Origin of the sequence: Vibrio sp. McD22-P3 (assembly GCF_021568915.1) — a bacterium.
GTDB lineage: Bacteria > Pseudomonadota > Gammaproteobacteria > Enterobacterales > Vibrionaceae > Vibrio > Vibrio mediterranei.
Genome location: NZ_JAKGTN010000002.1, coordinates 214,071 through 231,663 on the forward strand (window position 1 = coordinate 214,071; position 17,593 = coordinate 231,663).

At 44.0% G+C, this 17,593-nt stretch carries 13 protein-coding genes; 10 read left to right on the forward strand and 3 right to left on the reverse strand.

The window, feature by feature from the left end:
• Positions 1-30 precede the first annotated feature (30 nt).
• Positions 31-1,884 carry a heparin lyase I family protein gene (locus tag L2W36_RS03040; protein WP_236109296.1) on the reverse strand — a complete coding sequence of 618 codons (1,854 nt, stop codon included), beginning with the start codon at positions 1,882-1,884 and terminating at the stop codon, positions 31-33.
• Positions 1,885-2,415: 531 nt separating this feature from the next.
• On the opposite strand from L2W36_RS03040, the gene L2W36_RS03045 reads away from it, so the two are divergent.
• The 6 genes from L2W36_RS03045 to L2W36_RS03070 all read left to right on the forward strand — a co-directional run bounded on the left by L2W36_RS03045 (position 2,416) and on the right by L2W36_RS03070 (position 9,619).
• Positions 2,416-3,192, forward strand: coding sequence for an alpha/beta fold hydrolase (locus L2W36_RS03045; RefSeq protein ID WP_031494072.1), 777 nt, complete (start codon positions 2,416-2,418; stop codon positions 3,190-3,192).
• A 425-nt stretch (positions 3,193-3,617) separates the two neighbouring features.
• On the forward strand, positions 3,618-5,069 hold the full coding sequence (locus tag L2W36_RS03050) for a YfcC family protein (RefSeq protein ID WP_124941497.1): 1,452 nt from the start codon (positions 3,618-3,620) through the stop codon (positions 5,067-5,069).
• A gap of 598 nt (positions 5,070-5,667) precedes the next feature.
• Positions 5,668-6,888 (forward strand): arginine deiminase, encoded by a 1,221-nt coding sequence (arcA, locus tag L2W36_RS03055; protein WP_124941496.1) that lies wholly within the window; start codon positions 5,668-5,670, stop codon positions 6,886-6,888.
• Between the two features lie 38 nt (positions 6,889-6,926).
• Positions 6,927-7,838, forward strand: a complete 912-nt coding sequence (gene arcC / locus L2W36_RS03060) for a carbamate kinase (protein ID WP_031495405.1) — start codon at positions 6,927-6,929, stop codon at positions 7,836-7,838.
• A 95-nt stretch (positions 7,839-7,933) separates the two neighbouring features.
• Positions 7,934-8,944: an ornithine carbamoyltransferase gene (locus L2W36_RS03065; RefSeq protein WP_006070300.1), complete on the forward strand. Its 1,011-nt coding sequence runs from the start codon at positions 7,934-7,936 to the stop codon at positions 8,942-8,944.
• Positions 8,945-9,133: 189 nt separating this feature from the next.
• Positions 9,134-9,619 (forward strand): arginine repressor, encoded by a 486-nt coding sequence (locus L2W36_RS03070; RefSeq protein WP_050798595.1) that lies wholly within the window; start codon positions 9,134-9,136, stop codon positions 9,617-9,619.
• Positions 9,620-9,705: 86 nt separating this feature from the next.
• Here the strand turns inward: L2W36_RS03070 and L2W36_RS03075 are convergent, their stop codons facing one another.
• Complete coding sequence (locus L2W36_RS03075) at positions 9,706-11,391, reverse strand: glycoside hydrolase family 13 protein (protein WP_124941495.1); 1,686 nt, start codon at positions 11,389-11,391, stop codon at positions 9,706-9,708.
• Between the two features lie 32 nt (positions 11,392-11,423).
• Positions 11,424-12,443, reverse strand: coding sequence for a LacI family DNA-binding transcriptional regulator (locus L2W36_RS03080; RefSeq protein WP_006070303.1), 1,020 nt, complete (start codon positions 12,441-12,443; stop codon positions 11,424-11,426).
• Between the two features lie 327 nt (positions 12,444-12,770).
• On the opposite strand from L2W36_RS03080, the gene L2W36_RS03085 reads away from it, so the two are divergent.
• The 4 genes from L2W36_RS03085 to L2W36_RS03100 all read left to right on the forward strand — a co-directional run bounded on the left by L2W36_RS03085 (position 12,771) and on the right by L2W36_RS03100 (position 17,576).
• Positions 12,771-14,123, forward strand: coding sequence for an ABC transporter substrate-binding protein (locus tag L2W36_RS03085; RefSeq protein ID WP_006070304.1), 1,353 nt, complete (start codon positions 12,771-12,773; stop codon positions 14,121-14,123).
• A 116-nt stretch (positions 14,124-14,239) separates the two neighbouring features.
• Complete coding sequence (locus tag L2W36_RS03090; RefSeq protein ID WP_235225472.1) at positions 14,240-15,253, forward strand: carbohydrate ABC transporter permease; 1,014 nt, start codon at positions 14,240-14,242, stop codon at positions 15,251-15,253.
• On the forward strand, positions 15,253-16,452 hold the full coding sequence (locus tag L2W36_RS03095) for a carbohydrate ABC transporter permease (RefSeq protein WP_006070306.1): 1,200 nt from the start codon (positions 15,253-15,255) through the stop codon (positions 16,450-16,452). Before L2W36_RS03090 ends, L2W36_RS03095 begins: the two co-directional genes overlap by 1 nt.
• Positions 16,453-16,484: 32 nt before the next feature.
• A complete protein-coding gene (locus L2W36_RS03100; RefSeq protein ID WP_006070307.1) occupies positions 16,485-17,576 on the forward strand; it encodes an ABC transporter ATP-binding protein in 1,092 nt (363 codons plus the stop codon).
• Positions 17,577-17,593: the final 17 nt, after the last annotated feature.

Sequence of the window (17,593 nt, forward strand, 5' to 3'; positions counted from 1 at the left end):
TTCACACCGTCGCTGCAAGAGTGACGAAGGCTAACGTTCTGTGTCAAATGGATACGGGTCTAAGCCATTACTTTTACCGTCATCGTCACTGTCATTATAGATACCATCCACGGGGGAGCGTCCCCAAGCATCCAACTCTCTATTAATGGCTTTAGAGACAGAAACGTTGTCGAAATAGATTGTCCTAGGACTGCGAATTTCTGTATACATTCCGATCTTGGTGTAGCCATTATTGCTAATCAGCATGTTTTTACCTTTCCGGTCGAGCTTCAGCTCACCATTGACCCAGACTTTTACTCGTCCATCGTCGGCCAAAGACTTTTTAAAGTAGATACGAATATCAGTCCATTGGTCTTGTGGTGCAACGCCTAAATCGATCACCGGATAGTTAGGTGCGTGGAAGCTGAGTCTGAAAAGCCCATCATTGCTTAGACGCACTGCGGCGTGAGGACCAGAACTGAATGACTTCCACTGTGCCAAGATAATGGAGTACTTAGTGATGGTCTGCCAAGATGCATCGGGGCGAATACTGGCACTAAAATAGAAGTCATCTCCCGGTGCGTACTGATAGCGGCCATCCATAAAGGCTGTTTCGCTTCGATAAGCTGGTGGCTCGCCGTAAAACTTCATCACATGATTACCTGTGCGAGCCCAGTCTACTTGAGCTACCTCGTAATAGTGATAGCTGGCGGGTATTTTGGTGAGTGAGTCGTAACTACTAGAAAAAGAGGGGGTGAGTTCCCCAGGTAAGCCGGAATCTGCTAGACCGTTTTCCCAACCAGCAGTGTATATGGTGGCTGGATTTTCGATTGTCGTGGTTCGGTCGATTTGAATGTCGACCCAAACTGGTTGCGATCGGTTAAATCCGTCTTCTACATGGTAGAAGAAGCCATCTAAGCCGACAAAGTCAGCATTTGGCTGATATAGTATTTGTCCTTCGACAACGGTAACTGTTCCATAGTTTGGTTCAGATGCAATGACGATGGTTAGTTCATCACCTTCAGGGTCTAGGTCGTTTGCTAACACATTGCATAGTAGTGCTTGGTTCTCTAAACCATTGCAGCTATCTGGGGAGATAATGGTGACCTCATTTTTCCACCTTTCTGGGTCAAGTGGATAATCATCGTCTATATCGGCAACACCATCTCCATCATCATCAATGTCCTTGTTATTTCCAATGCCATCGCTGTCCGTATCGACAGATTCGTTAGGGTCATAGGGAAAGGCATCTTCGGCATCAACGACACCGTCGTTATCAGAGTCTTTAGAAAGGGGCGATAAGTCAAACTGCAAGCGATCAATACGGATTGAACCTTCTACTGCTGCGAGCGTAAACGTATGTTCCCCTTTAGTTAACCAAATGGTTTGAGGTGAGGTTTGCTCAAACTCGCGAGTAATCTGGGTGGAGGAAAGGAATGGAATCCGGAACAACACCTCTGTGCCCTTACGCAGTTCTACATGTTTGGTTTTGTCGGCAGAAGAACCTAACCAAGCAGAAAATTCGTAGTAGGCATCCTCTTCGATTTGTACGGTGTAGTTGATCCATTCGTCGCGTGCAAACCAGCCAACGTGTACCTGTCCATCACTGTGAGTAGAGAAGTCCACACCATCGTTACGGTATTGCTTTCCCCCTCGGTTCTCTGGTTCTTTGTCGAAGTAGGCGATGCCTTGTCCACCAAGGTCGTAATCTTCCGCTTCCACAATGGAAGGTAATCGGTGAATAGGTAAGGCAGACTTGGTGTCGTCCCAGGGATAAATATCTTCAAGGTCGGGAACTCCGTCGCCATCAGAATCGACATTGGCGAAGGTCAGTGAGGTACTCAGCAGCATCCCCAACATCAATGCGGGGAGAATCATTGTAGGGTAACTTAATCTTGTTCTCATAATATATTCCTTAGTTATTTACGCCTGTTACGAGTTCTGGTCGCAACATGTAATAGGCGGAGCAAATTGGAATTAAATGAGTGCACTCTTCAACACCTTAGAAAGTTTGGAATGCATATCAAACAAGTTTTATATTGATGCGGTGAATGTATGTTGGGAAAGAAAGGCTATTTCTACGCATTAGATAGAAAAATAGCGACTAAGGCTCAAAATTTACGAATAAGTTCTTTAGCCAATATATACGTGATACCAAGGGTTAATACGGCAGTAGTTTTGTTAGTGATGGACACATAAAAACAGTGAATATAATAAGATTTCTTTGCGTTCGGCGAGTAATGAGCGCATAAGTTTTAAATTGTTAGCTTTCACACTGCAGCATATTGAATAGCCGATTAAAAACTCAGCGGTACAGTGGTTTTTGGTTTTTTGTAAATTTACTTAGAATTGGAATGAAAGTCTTACAGAGATGGTGTAGAAGTGGTTAAACCACTTTGATATTCTGGGGGTGGTATCGAGGTTAGGAGGCGTGGAATGAAGTGGAAAGTCAGTATGGCAATATTGACCGCTCTTGCTCTAGTGGGTTGCAGTAAGCCGGAGATAGAAACCGTCGATAATGAACTAAATGCACACCACTTAGATCAAGTTGTTGTAGTGCACGGCTTAGCGAGAAGCGCTTGGTCGATGCAGAATATGTCAAAAGGTATTGCCAAACAAGGCTATCAAGTCTGTGTCGTGGATTATCCAACGCTTCGCCAGCCTATTGAAAATACGCTTGCCGAGAGTGCCAAGGAGCTCTCTCGATGTATTGACGAATTTAATCACTCAAAAAACCTTGTAACTAATCAGTCGAAAATTCACTTTGTTGGGCATTCATTAGGTGGATTGGTGATCCGCTCGTACTTGGCACAGCACCCTGATTTTGTCGACTCATCGGAGATGGGAAAAGTGGTGTTTGTTGGTACTCCCAACCATGGTAGTGATGTTGCTGATTTCTTTTCGGACACTTGGATGCTATCTCTAGTGGGTGGTACCGCTGAATCGCTAACAACCAGTCCTAATTCATTCCCAAACAGTTTGCCAATTCCAAACTACGATTTCGGTGTCATAGCAGGTACGCAAAGCTACCCGGTTTTCAGTGGCATGTTTAGCAAGAGCAACGATGGGCTAGTCTCGGTGGAATCGACAAAACTTGATGGTATGCGAGACTTTATTGAAGTAGATATCAAACACGATAGGCTACGTCGTGATCCTTATGTAACCTCATTGGTACTGAACTTTATTGAGACCGATAAGTTCGAATCGAAATAACGTAGCATTACAGAACGATACGATAGTGTTAGTTCTTTAGTGCTGCGGCATTTTGTCTCGTGACTTCGTTAGCTAATAGCATTTTGAGTGACATTCTTCAAAAAATAGAAAATTCATTTCATTAGATATTTATAATTATATATCTGAATAAATATCCAAATTCAAAAGTAGTTATCATTTGAGATTGTTTTGTTTGCGAATATTCTTCAAAAATATCTAATTATTAATCCAGACAAATAATTCTATTTCAGCGGCCATTTAACTATTGCAAGAATAAGTGTGAACAAGGCACAAGAATAACAGTAAATAAAGGCGTATATTTTCTTTGAAATTATGATTAGTAATTCTTATGGCTTCAATGTGGTGATTGAATGTAAAACATACAGCTAAAGTAGCAGGATAGCCCTTCTACTAAGGAGAATACTATGACTACCCACGTCGTTCACGAGCCGAAAAAGTCGGGAGGCTTTTTTGCAAATTTCAAGTTTCCCTCAGCCTATACCATTTTATTTGTGTTGATTGCTATCGTTGCAGTCATGACCTGGATTATTCCTGCGGGTCAATATGAGAGAGTGATGAATGAAGATCTGGGCAGAGAAGTTCCAGTGGCTGGAACTTATTCTAGCGTAGAAAGTAATCCACAAACTCCAATCGACGTCTTAATGGCTCCTATTGATGGCTTCTATGATCACAATAGTTATGAAGCAGGTGCAATTGATGTCTCGTTATTTGTATTAGTCATTGGTGGCTTCTTGGGATTAGTGACTAAGACCGGAGCGATAGATGCTGGAATTGAGCGTGTAACTCACAAGTTAGAGGGTAGAGAAGAGTTGATGATTCCCATCCTTATGGCCTTGTTTGCCGCGGGTGGCACTGTCTATGGGATGGCAGAAGAATCTCTACCATTCTACACACTTCTCGTCCCAGTAATGATGGCAGCTCGATTTGACCCACTTGTAGCGGCCGCTACCATCTTATTGGGAGCTGGGATTGGAGTTCTGGGTTCCACAATTAATCCATTTGCTACGGTGATTGCTGCGAATGCATCAGGTATTCCTTTTACCGATGGTATTTTATTGCGTCTAGCCATGTTAGTGCTTGGGTGGATCATCTGTGTTGCTTATGTCATGAGATATGCTCGAATGGTCAAGGCTGACCCGTCTAAATCCATTGTTTATGATAAACACGAGGAGAACAAGGCTCATTTCCTCGGTAATAAAGGAGAGGAAAAACTCGATTTCACTATAACGAGAAAAGTGATTTTAGCGATCTTTGGTGGTTCATTTGCTGTAATGATATACGGTGTTTCGGTTGCTGGCTGGTGGATGGCAGAGATCTCTGCGATGTTCCTAGCCTCGTCGATCTTGGTTGGGCTTGTCGCTAGAATGAGTGAAGAATCTTTCATCAATAGCTTTATTGAAGGAGCGAGAGACTTACTCGGAGTAGCTTTGATTATTGGTATTGCTCGAGGCATCGTTGTTGTGATGGACCGAGGGATGATCACTGATACCATATTGAATTCTGCGGAACATATTGTCACTGGTCTTTCTTCGATCGTGTTTGTTAATGTTATGTTTTTCCTAGAAATATTATTGTCTTTCTTGGTGCCTTCGACTTCTGGTCTGGCTGTGTTGACGATGCCGATAATGGCCCCTCTAGGTGATTTTGCCGGTGTTGGTCGAGAGTTGGTTATTACAGCGTATCAATCCGCTTCAGGGCTGGTGAATTTGATAACTCCAACCTCTGCTGTTGTGATGGGAGGTCTTGCTATAGCTCGGGTTCCTTACGTGAGATGGCTGAAATGGGTGGCTCCACTAATGGCTATTCTGACCGTATTCTGCGTGGTAATGCTTAGTATTGGTACGCTTGTCGGTTAAATGTTCGTTTGCCTAGTCTTTATACTGGCCCATTGCTATTAGCAGTGGGCTTTTTTTGTTGCAGTTTCTGAGTTAGCTGCGAAAGATAGTCGTCACTTCTATACCCTTGTGACGAAATACCAATTTTTCTCCTTTTTGTTTGAATATGAGCAGCGTTCTATCGCTTATGTCCGACGGTCTCTTGAATGTGATATTTATCACGAAAATAGACTAAAAATTGTTAATGGATACAGAGGAGGTGAGCTAGGAATAGGTAACTAACAAAAGCCAATGCATATTTCTTCCAAGTAATCATATCCATTAGAATTAATAATGCGAATCAAGTTTCTTAAAAGAACGTAACTATGACTGCTTCACGAATAATCCATGCATACTATTTCATTTAATATGCCAGATTAATTCTCGGTAATTATATTTATCAAGGAATAAATATTGTTAACAGCCACTTTTATGACGCCTTTGTTTACATATATATTTGTGTGATCGGTGTCCAATATTATTTTGAATGATTGGTACATATTAATTACACCACAACGAAGCTATTAATATATTCCATAAAGAACGATTTTGGTTCTTATAATATTAGAGAGACATGATTATGAATAAACTATATGTTGGTTCTGAAGTTGGTCAGTTACGCCGTGTCTTAATACATCGTCCACGACGTGCTCTCACTCACTTAACGCCTTCTAACTGCCATCAACTGTTGTTTGACGATGTACTAGCGGTAGAGAAGGCTGGCGAAGAGCATGATGTTTTTGCCAAAACACTAGAATCACAAGGTGTTGAGGTTTTACTTCTAACAAATTTACTTGCTGAAACTCTCGCTATTTCAGAAGCAAAAGATTGGCTGCTAAATATTCAGGTTTCAGATTTTCGTTATGGCAATACCTTTGCCAACGATGTGAGATGTTATTTGAGTGATATGCCAAACATCGAATTAGCTAAAGTACTTACTGGGGGCTTGTCATTTGGTGAAATGCCGCTTGAGTCTTCGTCAATGTTGCAATCTTTATATAAAGCTAACGATTTCATTATCGACCCGTTGCCAAATCACTTATTTACTCGTGATACATCATGCTGGGTTTATGGTGGTGTCTCTATCAACCCGATGGCGAAGGTCGCTCGTCAAAGGGAAACAAATCATTTACGTGCAATATATCGCTGGCATCCGACCTTTGCTGGACAAGACTTCATTAAATACTTTGGTGATGAGCAGCAATCGTATGATCACTCGACTATCGAAGGTGGAGATGTACTGGTCATAGGTAAAGGCTCTGTGTTGATCGGCATGTCTGAGCGTACCACGCCACAGGGCGTAGAGCATTTAGCATCGAGCTTATTTAAGAATAACCAAGCTAAGCAGGTTATTGCTTTAGAACTACCGAAAGATCGCTCATGCATGCACCTAGATACGGTTATGACACACATGCGTGAGGATACGTTCTCCATCTACCCTAATGTTATTCCTGATGACGTGAAATGTTGGAGTCTTACTGGTGATGAATCCGGTCGAGTAACGGCTACGCAGCAGAATTCGTACATTACGACGATCGAAAAAGCGTTACAGGTCGACAAGTTAAATCTTATCACTACTGGAGGCGACAACTTCGAAGCTGAACGTGAACAATGGAATGATGCAAATAACGTCCTGACGGTCAAACCCGGTGTTGTTATTGGTTACGAACGCAACACCTATACCAACGAGAAGTACGATAAAGCCGGCATTACCGTACTACCAATCCCTGGTGATGAGCTTGGCCGCGGCCGCGGTGGTGCGCGTTGTATGAGCTGCCCAATTGAACGTGATGGTATTTAGTCACTTCGCTTTTGATTACCTGTATTGGATAAAAGATTATGAAGAAACAAACTATCGTTGTTGCTTTGGGTGGTAATGCCTTACTAAAGCGCGGAGAGCCACTCGAAGCAGAAGTACAACGCCACAATATTGAAATCGCGGTTAAAACCATATCGGAAATTGCCCTGCAATATAACGTCGTATTGGTGCACGGAAATGGCCCTCAAGTCGGGCTATTAGCATTGCAAGGACTGGAATATAAGAAAGTGAGTCCTTACCCACTTGATGTATTGGGTAGCGAGACACAGGGCATGATTGGCTACATGTTGATGCAAGAGTTCAAGAATCAAATGCCCAGCAAGAATATCACCTGCATGTTGACCCAAATGACTGTGGATCCAGCCGATCCGGCATTCAAAGATCCTACCAAGTTTATTGGCCCTGTCTATGACAAGCAGGAGGCATGTGAACTGGCTGAGAAATATAATTGGACTGTGAAACCTGATGGTGATTATTTCCGCCGTGTGGTCCCAAGTCCATTACCAACTGGCATTGTTGAGCACGAAGCTATCACCTCCCTTATTGATGAGGGGCACCTTGTTATTTGCACTGGTGGGGGTGGTATTCCGGTCACGCATAAAGATGGCAAGCTGGTTGGAGTTGAGGCGGTGATTGATAAAGACATGTCGGCAGCTTTCCTTGCCAAACAACTTCACGCAGACCGATTACTGATATTAACTGATGCCGACGCCGTTTACCTAGATTGGGGTAAACCAACTCAACATGCGTTGAGAGCCACGACACCATCAGAACTGTCACGTTACCAGTTCGATGAAGGTTCAATGGGGCCTAAAATTGATGCCTCGTGTGAGTTTATTAATCAAGGTGGGCAAATGGTGGGGATCGGCGCGCTACAAGATGGTCTTCGCATTCTTGAAGGGACCGCAGGTACCACGATTTCAAAACACTAATTTTGTCGTCGAATACGTATTTAAATTAAAGCACGAGCGTGTCAGTAGCAGAGTGATGTCGTGACTGACACGCATAGATAGAAAAGGAACACAATATGGCTTTCAATCTTCGCAATCGCAACTTCCTTAAACTTCTAGATTTTACTCCTCGTGAGATTCAGCACTTGCTTGAGCTGTCCATTGAACTTAAAAAAGCCAAGTACAACGGATACGAACAACCTCGTTTAAAAGGCAAAAATATCGCGCTCATCTTTGAAAAAACATCGACCCGCACTCGTTGCGCTTTTGAGGTGGCGGCATTCGATCAAGGAGCACAAGTTTCTTATCTTGGGCCTACGGGATCGCAGATCGGCCATAAAGAATCAATGAAAGATACCGCTCGGGTACTTGGGCGTATGTACGACGGGATTGAGTATCGCGGCTATGGTCAATCTATCGTTGAAGAGCTTGGTGCTTATGCAGGTGTACCGGTTTGGAACGGCTTGACAGACGAATTCCACCCAACTCAAATTCTTGCAGACTTTATGACCATGATGGAGCATGCTCCAGGTCGTCCATTGCAAGATATTCGCTTTGCCTACTTAGGGGATGCTCGTAATAACATGGGTAATTCGTTAATGGTAGGCGCGGCAAAAATGGGTATGGAAATCCATTTAGTTGCGCCAAAACAGTTCTGGCCTGAAGAAGCACTTGTTGCGGAATGTCAATCCATTGCTAAACACACCGGAGCGAAAATTATACTCACGGAAGACGTACGTGAAGGTGTTCAAGGGTGTGACTTCCTATATACAGACGTTTGGGTTTCTATGGGTGAAGCAAAAGAAGCCTGGGCTGAACGTATCAAGTTGATGCTGCCTTATCAGGTCAATATGGAAATGCTCAAAGCGACAGGCAATCCAAACGTGAAATTCATGCACTGCTTGCCTGCTTTTCATGGCGAAGATACGACGGTGGGTAAGTCTTTATCAGCAGAATATCCAATGTTAGCTGATGGCTGCGAAGTGACCGACGAAGTGATTGAATCCGAGCATTCTATTGTCTTTGATGAAGCGGAAAACCGTATGCACACGATTAAAGCGGTAATGGTCGCGACCTTAGGTAGCTAAAGGGCTAGCATATTGCATGAGAGGAACAGGAATGTCCTCTCATCTTAACTAAAGTAGCAATAAGTTGCTGTAACAATGCGATTGGATCGGGATTTTTCAGAACGATTAATTGTTACGTTATACCAGCGAAACAAATACAAGATCACGAACCCACTCATGGATGAGTTTCAATATTTTACAGGTGATAACATGTATGAAACTCCAACTTGTAACGACATGCTCGATGTCGATCAAAAACTGACAGATGTATGTAAGAAGCTTCTTCAGCAGCAGAGCTTTACTACACAGAATAAGCTCCGCGAAGCACTGGTAGACCTTGGTTATGATGGGATTAGTCAATCGACGGTCTCTCGTCTATTGACCAACCTGGGAGTAGTCAAAGTTCAAAATGCCTGCGGTAAAAAGGCGTATTGTCTAACGTCGGAGAACAGCCCTGTTCGTGTTGACTCTTCTATTTCGTCACAGATCGAGCTGATCACTAACAATCAGTCTCTCGTTGTCGTGAAAACTCACCCTGGAAGTGCCCAGCTTATTGCTCGCTTGATTGATATTGACCCGCACGCTGATATTTTGGCGACTATTGGTGGCAATGATACGATTCTAGTGATCCCGAAACAGGCTTCTGAAGTGAGTCGATGTGAGCGTGTCGTTAGAGCCAGGCTTGGTGCACTGTAGCCATATTGATACAACACGATAACTGTTGTACCCCAACAAAAAAGCAGCGATGTTGTTAATCGCTGCTTTTACTAAATTTGCCTTAGTTATTCAATATCAATGATCATGGCTTGATAAGGCTTCAATACTAGCTCGTGTAGTGAGCTTGGTGCATCATCATAGTTATTTAGTATGACTTGTTTCACACCGTATTGGTAGGTTCTCTCTAAGGTACTATCAGTAAAGTTAGCAATGATAAGCAAAGATTTTTCGCCGCTCGAGCGAATATATGCGTAGACTTCACTGTCTTGTGGGTCGAGTAACGTATGATTGCCATAAACCACAACATCCCCATATTCCTCACCTTGGCGCAGTTGGATAAGCTGGCGATAATGATGATAAATGGAATCCTCGTCGTTAACCGCTTGTTCTGCATTGATCTCCACATAGTTTTCATTCACTGGGAGCCAAGGCGTGCCTGTAGTGAAACCTGCATGAGCTTTTGTATCCCACTGCACTGGGACACGGGCATGGTCACGAGAGAAGTAGTTTAAAAACTCAATGGCATCATCATTGGAAACGCCACGTTCAATCATTTTCTGGTAATGGAACTTCGCCATGAGGTCATTAAACTCTTCGATGTTATTGAAGTGCTTATTGGTCATGCCGATTTCTTCACCTTGATAAATATACGGGGTGCCGCTCATCATATGTAAAACCGTGCCGAGCATTTTTGCACTGATGATGCGATATTCAGGAGAGTCAGAGCCATAACGCGATACCGTACGAGGTTGGTCGTGATTACTCCAATACACACTATTCCAACCTTTCTGGTATAAGTCTTCCTGCCAGCGCGACATGATTTCTTTGTACTGAACTAAGTCAAAATCTTTTTTCACTGCATTGTGTTCTTCGCGGTCGATGCTGACATGTTCGAATTGGAAGATCATACTAATTTCATTGCGATCAGGGTGAGAGTAGTAACGGCCATCCAGTGTTGTGGTGAAGGGAGTTTCACCTACGGTGAGTACATCGTAATGCTTCAGAACTTTATCGTGCATTTCACGCAGATATTGGTGCACAAGTAGGTTATTTGACCAATGCTCCCAACCTGCTACTCCTGCGTCAAAAATAGTTGCATCTGGATAGTCTGACGGTTTGCCGATCATATTAATGACGTCCATTCGGAAACCACCTAAGCCCTTTTTCAGCCAAAAGTGCATCATGTCGTAGACCGCTTCACGTACCTCTGGATTTGCCCAGTTTAGGTCAGGTTGTTTATTGCTAAACAGGTGCAGATAGTATTGGCCGGTCGCTTCATCAAGTGTCCACGCTTTAGGCTTGAAGAAAGATTCCCAATTATTGGGTTCACTGCCATCTTCTTTGGGATCTTTCCAAATATACCAATCGCGTTTTGGATTATCCTTACTGCTTTTGGATTCGATAAACCAAGGGTGTTCATCTGAGGTGTGGTTTACCACGAGATCCATGACAATTTTGATACCGCGTTTATCCGCTTCGAATAGCAGCTTTTCCATATCGGACATGGTGCCAAATTCTGGTGCAATTTCACGATAGCCAGAAATATCATAGCCGTTGTCATCCATCGGAGATTTATACACAGGACTGAGCCAAATGACGTTCGCGCCAAGGGCTTTGATGTAATCCAATTTTTCTATAATACCTGGGATATCACCAATGCCATCTCCGTTAGAGTCGTTGAAACTTCTTGGATAGATTTGATAAACGACAGCGTCATGCCACCAACGCTTTTCCAGTTGTTCCGTACTCATGGATCAATTCTCCTTAGCAAGTGAGGTAATGTCTAACTGCTGGTACGAATAATAAGCTCCGTATCCAGTTGGATAGATTCGTAGGGTAGTTGGCCGAGCGCCATCTTTGCAGCGATTCGGCCTTTATTCTCAATAGGCTGCTGAATAGTCGTTAAGCCGGCTTCAGCAGCTTTGGGTATTCCGTCAAAGCCAACAATTCGAATATCGATGTTGATTTCTCTTGCCACTTCCAGAGCGGCCAAAGCGATTTTATCGCTCATACAAAGCAGTACATCCACGCGCTTAGGGGCCGTTAGTGTGCCACGCAACATGGTTTTTAACGTTGTTTCGTCAAGATCGTGAATTTGCCAGACATTTTCGAATGACAACGGTATGCCGTTTTCCTCGAGAGCTTTTTTGTAACCTTCAAAACGACAACGAGAAACGGACTCTTCGCTGGTATAAAGATTGTCGAGGTTGGCAAGCGATAACGATGTTGATGGCTCAAGACGCAGCCCCAAGATAAGCACATTGTCGTCGGATGAATGAATAGCATGCATGGCTATGTCGTAGCTTGCTTTGCGGTTGTCGACATTGATGGATGGAATGTCAGGCAAGGCGAAATCGACTGCCACGACAGGCTTATGCTGGCGTAGTATCAGGTTGATTATGCTTGAGTCCACAGGTTTGCCATAAACTATGAAACTATCGGGGATAGTTTCAACCTGGGTATTCTGATAGTTATCACTGCTTGATGGCAGCAACAGCATGTTGACATGAGACTCGTCTAAAGTCTTTGATATTCCAGCTAAAAATTGAGTAGCTACTGGGTCGGTAAAGTTATAGGCGAGGTTGTCTGCGAGCAAAACTCCGATTACGCCGGTCTTTCCGGTGCGTAAGCTTCGTGCAGTGATACTTGGGCCGGTGTAACCGAGTTTTTCACATTCAAGCAGAATGTTCTCTCTCAGCGCCTTCGAAAGTTGGTTTGGACGGTTGAAAGCGTTTGATACGGTAGCCGTTGATACACCTAGGTGAGCGGCGACGGTTTTCAATGTAGGTTTCTTCCGTTCCATATCAGTCATTGTCCATATTTATATTATCTGCAATCTAGAATAGCGAAATTTATCAGTTGAGTCTAAATCGATTAAGAAGGAATGCGAAATTAAAATTTCATAGCCATTATAATTTGTTTGATGCTTGTCACTTAATTGTAATCAAGGTATTTCAAAACATGATCAAAGGCACAAGATTTGGCAAGAAAGTGGTCGAATTGTCAATAAGGTTTTATGGTATTCATTAACGGCTTAACCGATTAAGTAATTAAGTAAGAAGTTAAGTCGAGGACATAAGAACTGACTATAAAAACGAAACAAAGTATCTGAATACATGGAGTCTTACTGATGAAAACCTCTCTACTTGCTAGCGCAGTAGCTCTTGCTGTTTCTGCATCCTCCGCATTCGCCGCTGATTTAAAATTCGCACCTGGCGAAGACGCACGCTTTAACTGGCAAAGCTACGAAGAGCTGAAAAATATGGATCTGAAAGGTGAAACGGTCACCATTTTTGGTCCTTGGTTAACAGAAGATAAAGAGCTTGTTGAAAGTGTCATTGCGTATTTTGAAGAGGCAACTGGTGCCGATGTGAAATATTCAGGCTCTGACTCATTTGAACAGCAAATTGCGATTGATGTGCAAGCAGGTAGTGCACCTAACATTGCGATTTTCCCGCAGCCTGGTTTAGCGGCAGACTTAGCCTCTAAAGGTTTCCTAACTCCACTTGACCCTAAAATGGGTGATTGGATCAATGACAACTACGCCGCTGGTTCTTCATGGGTTGACCTAGGTACATTTGCTGGTAAAGACGGTAAAGATCATCTGTATGGTTTCTTCTATAAAGTCGATTTGAAGTCACTAGTATGGTATGTGCCTGAAAACTTCGAAGATGCCGGTTATGAAGTACCTCAATCAATGGAAGAGCTAAAAGCACTGACTGAACAGATTGTTGAAGATGGCGAAACACCGTGGTGTGTTGGGCTAGGTTCTGGTGGTGCAACGGGCTGGCCTGCAACGGACTGGGTGGAAGATATGATGCTTCGTACTCAATCGCCAGCTGATTACGATAAGTGGACTACAAACGAACTCAAGTTCAATGATGAGAAAGTTGTTGGTGCTATCGAAGAGTTTGGATGGTTTGTACGTAACGATAAGTTCGTCGACGGCGGTGCACGTGCAGTAGCTGCAACGGACTTCCGTGATTCACCAAAAGGTTTGTTTACATCGCCAGCTAAGTGTTACATGCACCGTCAGGCATCATTCATTCCAAGCTTCTTCCCAGAAGGTACAGAGCTAGGTGCTGACGTTGATTTCTTCTACTTCCCAGCGTATGAATCAAAAGACTTAGGTAAGCCAGTACTTGGCGCAGGTACTATGTGGAGCATTACCAAAGATTCTAAAGCCGCACGCGCATTTATGGAGTTCTTACAGTCACCAATCGCACATGAAATCTGGATGGCTCAATCGGGCTTCCTGACTCCGCATAAAGGTGCCAACGTTAATGCTTATGGCAACGACACTCTGAAGAAACAAGGTGAAATCTTGTTGGATGCGACGACGTTCCGTTTCGATGGTTCAGACTTGATGCCAGGTAAGATCGGTGCCGGCGCATTCTGGACAGGTATGGTCGACTACAGTGGCGGCAAACCTGCGAAAGAGGTCGCTGATGACATCCAAAAAACTTGGGATGCACTTAAGTAACCAAGGAAGTAAGTAACTTGGCGAAGTAACGCGATGCCGGTAGACGTAATTTCATTGGGTCGTCTATCGGCTTTCGCAATCTTGATATTCGTTAAGTCTCTCTATAAAGCGAGGTAATGATGGAACAGCTTTATTCCTCTTTATTTATCATGGCACTAGGCGTCGCTGGATGTGTGGTCTACTTCGTAGGCAGCAACTGGCTTCTCACTATCCTATTTCCTACCAGAAATGTCTCAAACCAAAAGATGGCACAAAACCTTAGACGAGCGGCAGCGATTCGTCCTTGGTTATTCCTTGGGCCTGCCTTGGCGTTTTTAGGCCTCTATCTTGTCTATCCAGTATTTGAGTCATTCTATCTGTCAATGCACGACAGAAATGCTGACAAATTTGTAGGATTAGGAAATTACATTTGGCTCTTCAACGATCCTGAGTTTAGAGAGTCACTATTTAACAATCTATTGTGGTTATTGGTTGTGCCTGCCGCCTCCACATTTTTTGGCTTGGTTATCGCAGCACTGACTGACAAAGTGAGCTGGGGGAATATTGCTAAGAGTTTAATCTTTATGCCAATGGCTATTTCATTCATTGGTGCATCGATCATTTGGAAGTTTGTCTACGACTACCGTGCGCCGGGGTCGGAGCAGATAGGTATTTTGAATGCCGTGGTTGAGTTCTTTGGAGGTACTGCACAGGCTTGGATAACCATCCCGTTTTGGAATAACTTCTTTTTGATGGTCATTCTTATTTGGATTCAAACCGGCTTTGCAATGGTTATTTTGTCTGCGGCTCTGCGCGGTATTCCAGAAGAAACGGTGGAAGCGGCGGTACTGGATGGAGCCAATGGAGTACAAATATTCTTTAAAATTCTCATTCCACAGATATGGGGAACGATTGCAGTAGTGTGGACCACAATCACCATTCTGGTTCTGAAGGTCTTCGATATCGTGTTAGCGATGACGAACGGCCAGTGGAGTACTCAGGTTCTGGCAAATATGATGTTTGACTGGATGTTCCGTGGTGGCGGTGACTTTGGCCGTGGCGCAGCGATTGCGGTCGTGATCATGGTGGCGGTAATTCCTGTCATGGTATGGAACATGCGCCAAGCTAGCGCTCAAATGGAGGGGCGATAATGACTGAAAAAGCCCAAACAGCGCCAAGTCTTGAAGAGAGTAACGCACGCTTTAGCTTAAGCAAATTACGACGTTCGCCACTGACTATTTTGGTTCACGCTTCGGTGTTGCTGATTGTGATTCTATGGACTCTACCAACAGCAGGTCTTTTTATCTCATCGTTTAGGGACAAAGATCAGCTTGCGTTATCAGGCTGGTGGACGTCATTAACCGCTTCCGAGCAGAACCTTGTAGACCGCACTGGAGCGCCTGACACCCAAGTTCAGGAAGGTGACGTTTATGTTCTCAAGGGGCAATTACTCGTCGATGGTAAGCCTGCTGAAGTCCATGCCTTTGGTTTCTCTTCTCGCGAACCGACAAAATTCGTCCCTGGTGATGTTGCTGAAATGAGAAAGGGTGGCACGCTAACGGTAACGGAAGATGGTCACTACAAAATGACAGCACTCGAACCGTTCAAAGGCAAACGAGGGAAACGAATTTTCTTTACCGCTGTGGTGCCACCGAAGTTTGGTTTAGACAACTATCGTGAAGTACTTACGGCAGAAGGTATTGGTCGTTCGTTTATTAATTCTTTGACCGTTACTATTCCCGCAACAATCATCCCAATTCTTATTGCGGCGTACGCGGCTTATGCGTTGTCTTGGATGAGAATGCCGGGTAGAAACCTACTTATTGCAGTTGTGGTTGGTTTGTTGGTTGTACCGCTGCAAATGTCTTTGATTCCTCTTTTAAGACTTTATAACGACATTGGGGCTTTCTTCGGTGTCGGGGCGAAAACCTATTTGGGAATATGGTTAGCGCATACTGGGTTTGGATTGCCATTGGCGATTTATTTGCTGCGAAACTACATCTCCAGTTTGCCTAGAGAGATTATCGAGTCGGCGAAAGTGGACGGTGCGACTGACTTCGAAATATTCATGAGAATCGTTCTGCCGCTGTCGTTCCCGGCACTAGCATCATTCGGGATATTCCAGTTCTTATGGGTATGGAATGACCTTCTTGTTGCAACGGTATTCTTGGGCACTGGCGAAGAGCACATGGTACTCACAGCACGATTACGTGAACTATTAGGCTCTCGTGGTGGTAACTGGGAGATTTTGACAGCATCTGCATTTGTTTCGATTGCTGTGCCTTTGGGCGTGTTCTTTACGCTGCAACGTTATCTAGTTCGTGGCCTACTTTCTGGTTCTGTTAAGTAAGCAGTTCCTGATTCAACGATGAGAAGAAAGAAATGACAGGATTATCTCTAACAAACGTTAAAAAATCATACGGTGAAACTCAGGTACTGCACGGCATCGATCTGGACATCGACCAAGGCGAATTCATCGTATTCGTTGGACCTTCAGGTTGCGGTAAGTCTACTCTGCTTCGAATGATTGCGGGCCTTGAGGACATCACTTCAGGTGAGCTTTGTATTGAAGGGGCTCGAGTGAATGAGTTGCCAGCCGCGATGCGGGGCATTGCCATGGTGTTCCAGACTTATGCTCTCTATCCGCATATGACCGTATACGACAATATGGCTTTTGCGATGCGCATAGCGAAGGAGCCGAAAGACGCTATACATGAGCGCGTTATGGAAGCCGCTCGTATGTTGCAACTTGAACCGTATCTTGATCGTCTGCCTAAGGCGCTCTCCGGTGGTCAGCGACAAAGGGTAGCGATTGGTCGAGCGATTGTTCGCCAACCTAAGGTGTTCTTATTCGATGAACCGCTTTCCAATTTAGATGCAGCGTTACGTGTTCAAACGCGAATCGAAATTGCCAACTTGAAGGAAGAGTTAACGGAAACCACGATGATTTACGTGACTCACGATCAAGTAGAAGCAATGACGCTCGCTGACAGAATCGTTGTCTTATCAGCAGGTAAGATTGAGCAAGTAGGCACGCCACTTGAGCTTTATACCAATCCGGCGAATGTGTTTGTGGCTCAGTTTATTGGCTCTCCGGCGATGAACATTAGTAAAGCGCGTATGGAGAAGGCAGGTGAGCACTCCTTGGTTACTGCAGAGAGTGGCCACAACGTAGAAATACCAATTGCAGCAGCACAAGAGCTCAATGGCTGTACGTTACAATTGGGAATCAGACCGGAAGACTTTTTAGTCGCTGAAGAGTCCGATGCACTTATGTCTGGGAAAGTGTTATTTGTCGAATCCTTGGGTGAAGTGACTCTCCTACATATTAATGTTGAAGGACATGATGAGACGGTCGTGGCAAAGTTACCAGGTATCCTTGATTTCCACAAAGGTGAAACCATTCACTTAAAAGCGCAACCAGAGAAAATTCACTTATTTAATGAAGAGGGTATTTCTTTGAAATATCTTTAAATAGAGGTTGTTAGCAA

What these genes read in the sequence shown, in the direction of transcription:
- L2W36_RS03040 (WP_236109296.1), bottom strand. Translation starts at nt 1,884, where the DNA reads ATGAGAACAAGATTAAGTTACCCTACAATGATTCTCCCCGCATTGATG.
- L2W36_RS03045 (WP_031494072.1), top strand. Translation starts at nt 2,416, where the DNA reads ATGAAGTGGAAAGTCAGTATGGCAATATTGACCGCTCTTGCTCTAGTG.
- L2W36_RS03050 (WP_124941497.1), top strand. Translation starts at nt 3,618, where the DNA reads ATGACTACCCACGTCGTTCACGAGCCGAAAAAGTCGGGAGGCTTTTTT.
- arcA (WP_124941496.1), top strand. Translation starts at nt 5,668, where the DNA reads ATGAATAAACTATATGTTGGTTCTGAAGTTGGTCAGTTACGCCGTGTC.
- arcC (WP_031495405.1), top strand. Translation starts at nt 6,927, where the DNA reads ATGAAGAAACAAACTATCGTTGTTGCTTTGGGTGGTAATGCCTTACTA.
- L2W36_RS03065 (WP_006070300.1), top strand. Translation starts at nt 7,934, where the DNA reads ATGGCTTTCAATCTTCGCAATCGCAACTTCCTTAAACTTCTAGATTTT.
- L2W36_RS03070 (WP_050798595.1), top strand. Translation starts at nt 9,134, where the DNA reads ATGTATGAAACTCCAACTTGTAACGACATGCTCGATGTCGATCAAAAA.
- L2W36_RS03075 (WP_124941495.1), bottom strand. Translation starts at nt 11,391, where the DNA reads ATGAGTACGGAACAACTGGAAAAGCGTTGGTGGCATGACGCTGTCGTT.
- L2W36_RS03080 (WP_006070303.1), bottom strand. Translation starts at nt 12,443, where the DNA reads ATGGAACGGAAGAAACCTACATTGAAAACCGTCGCCGCTCACCTAGGT.
- L2W36_RS03085 (WP_006070304.1), top strand. Translation starts at nt 12,771, where the DNA reads ATGAAAACCTCTCTACTTGCTAGCGCAGTAGCTCTTGCTGTTTCTGCA.
- L2W36_RS03090 (WP_235225472.1), top strand. Translation starts at nt 14,240, where the DNA reads ATGATGGAACAGCTTTATTCCTCTTTATTTATCATGGCACTAGGCGTC.
- L2W36_RS03095 (WP_006070306.1), top strand. Translation starts at nt 15,253, where the DNA reads ATGACTGAAAAAGCCCAAACAGCGCCAAGTCTTGAAGAGAGTAACGCA.
- L2W36_RS03100 (WP_006070307.1), top strand. Translation starts at nt 16,485, where the DNA reads ATGACAGGATTATCTCTAACAAACGTTAAAAAATCATACGGTGAAACT.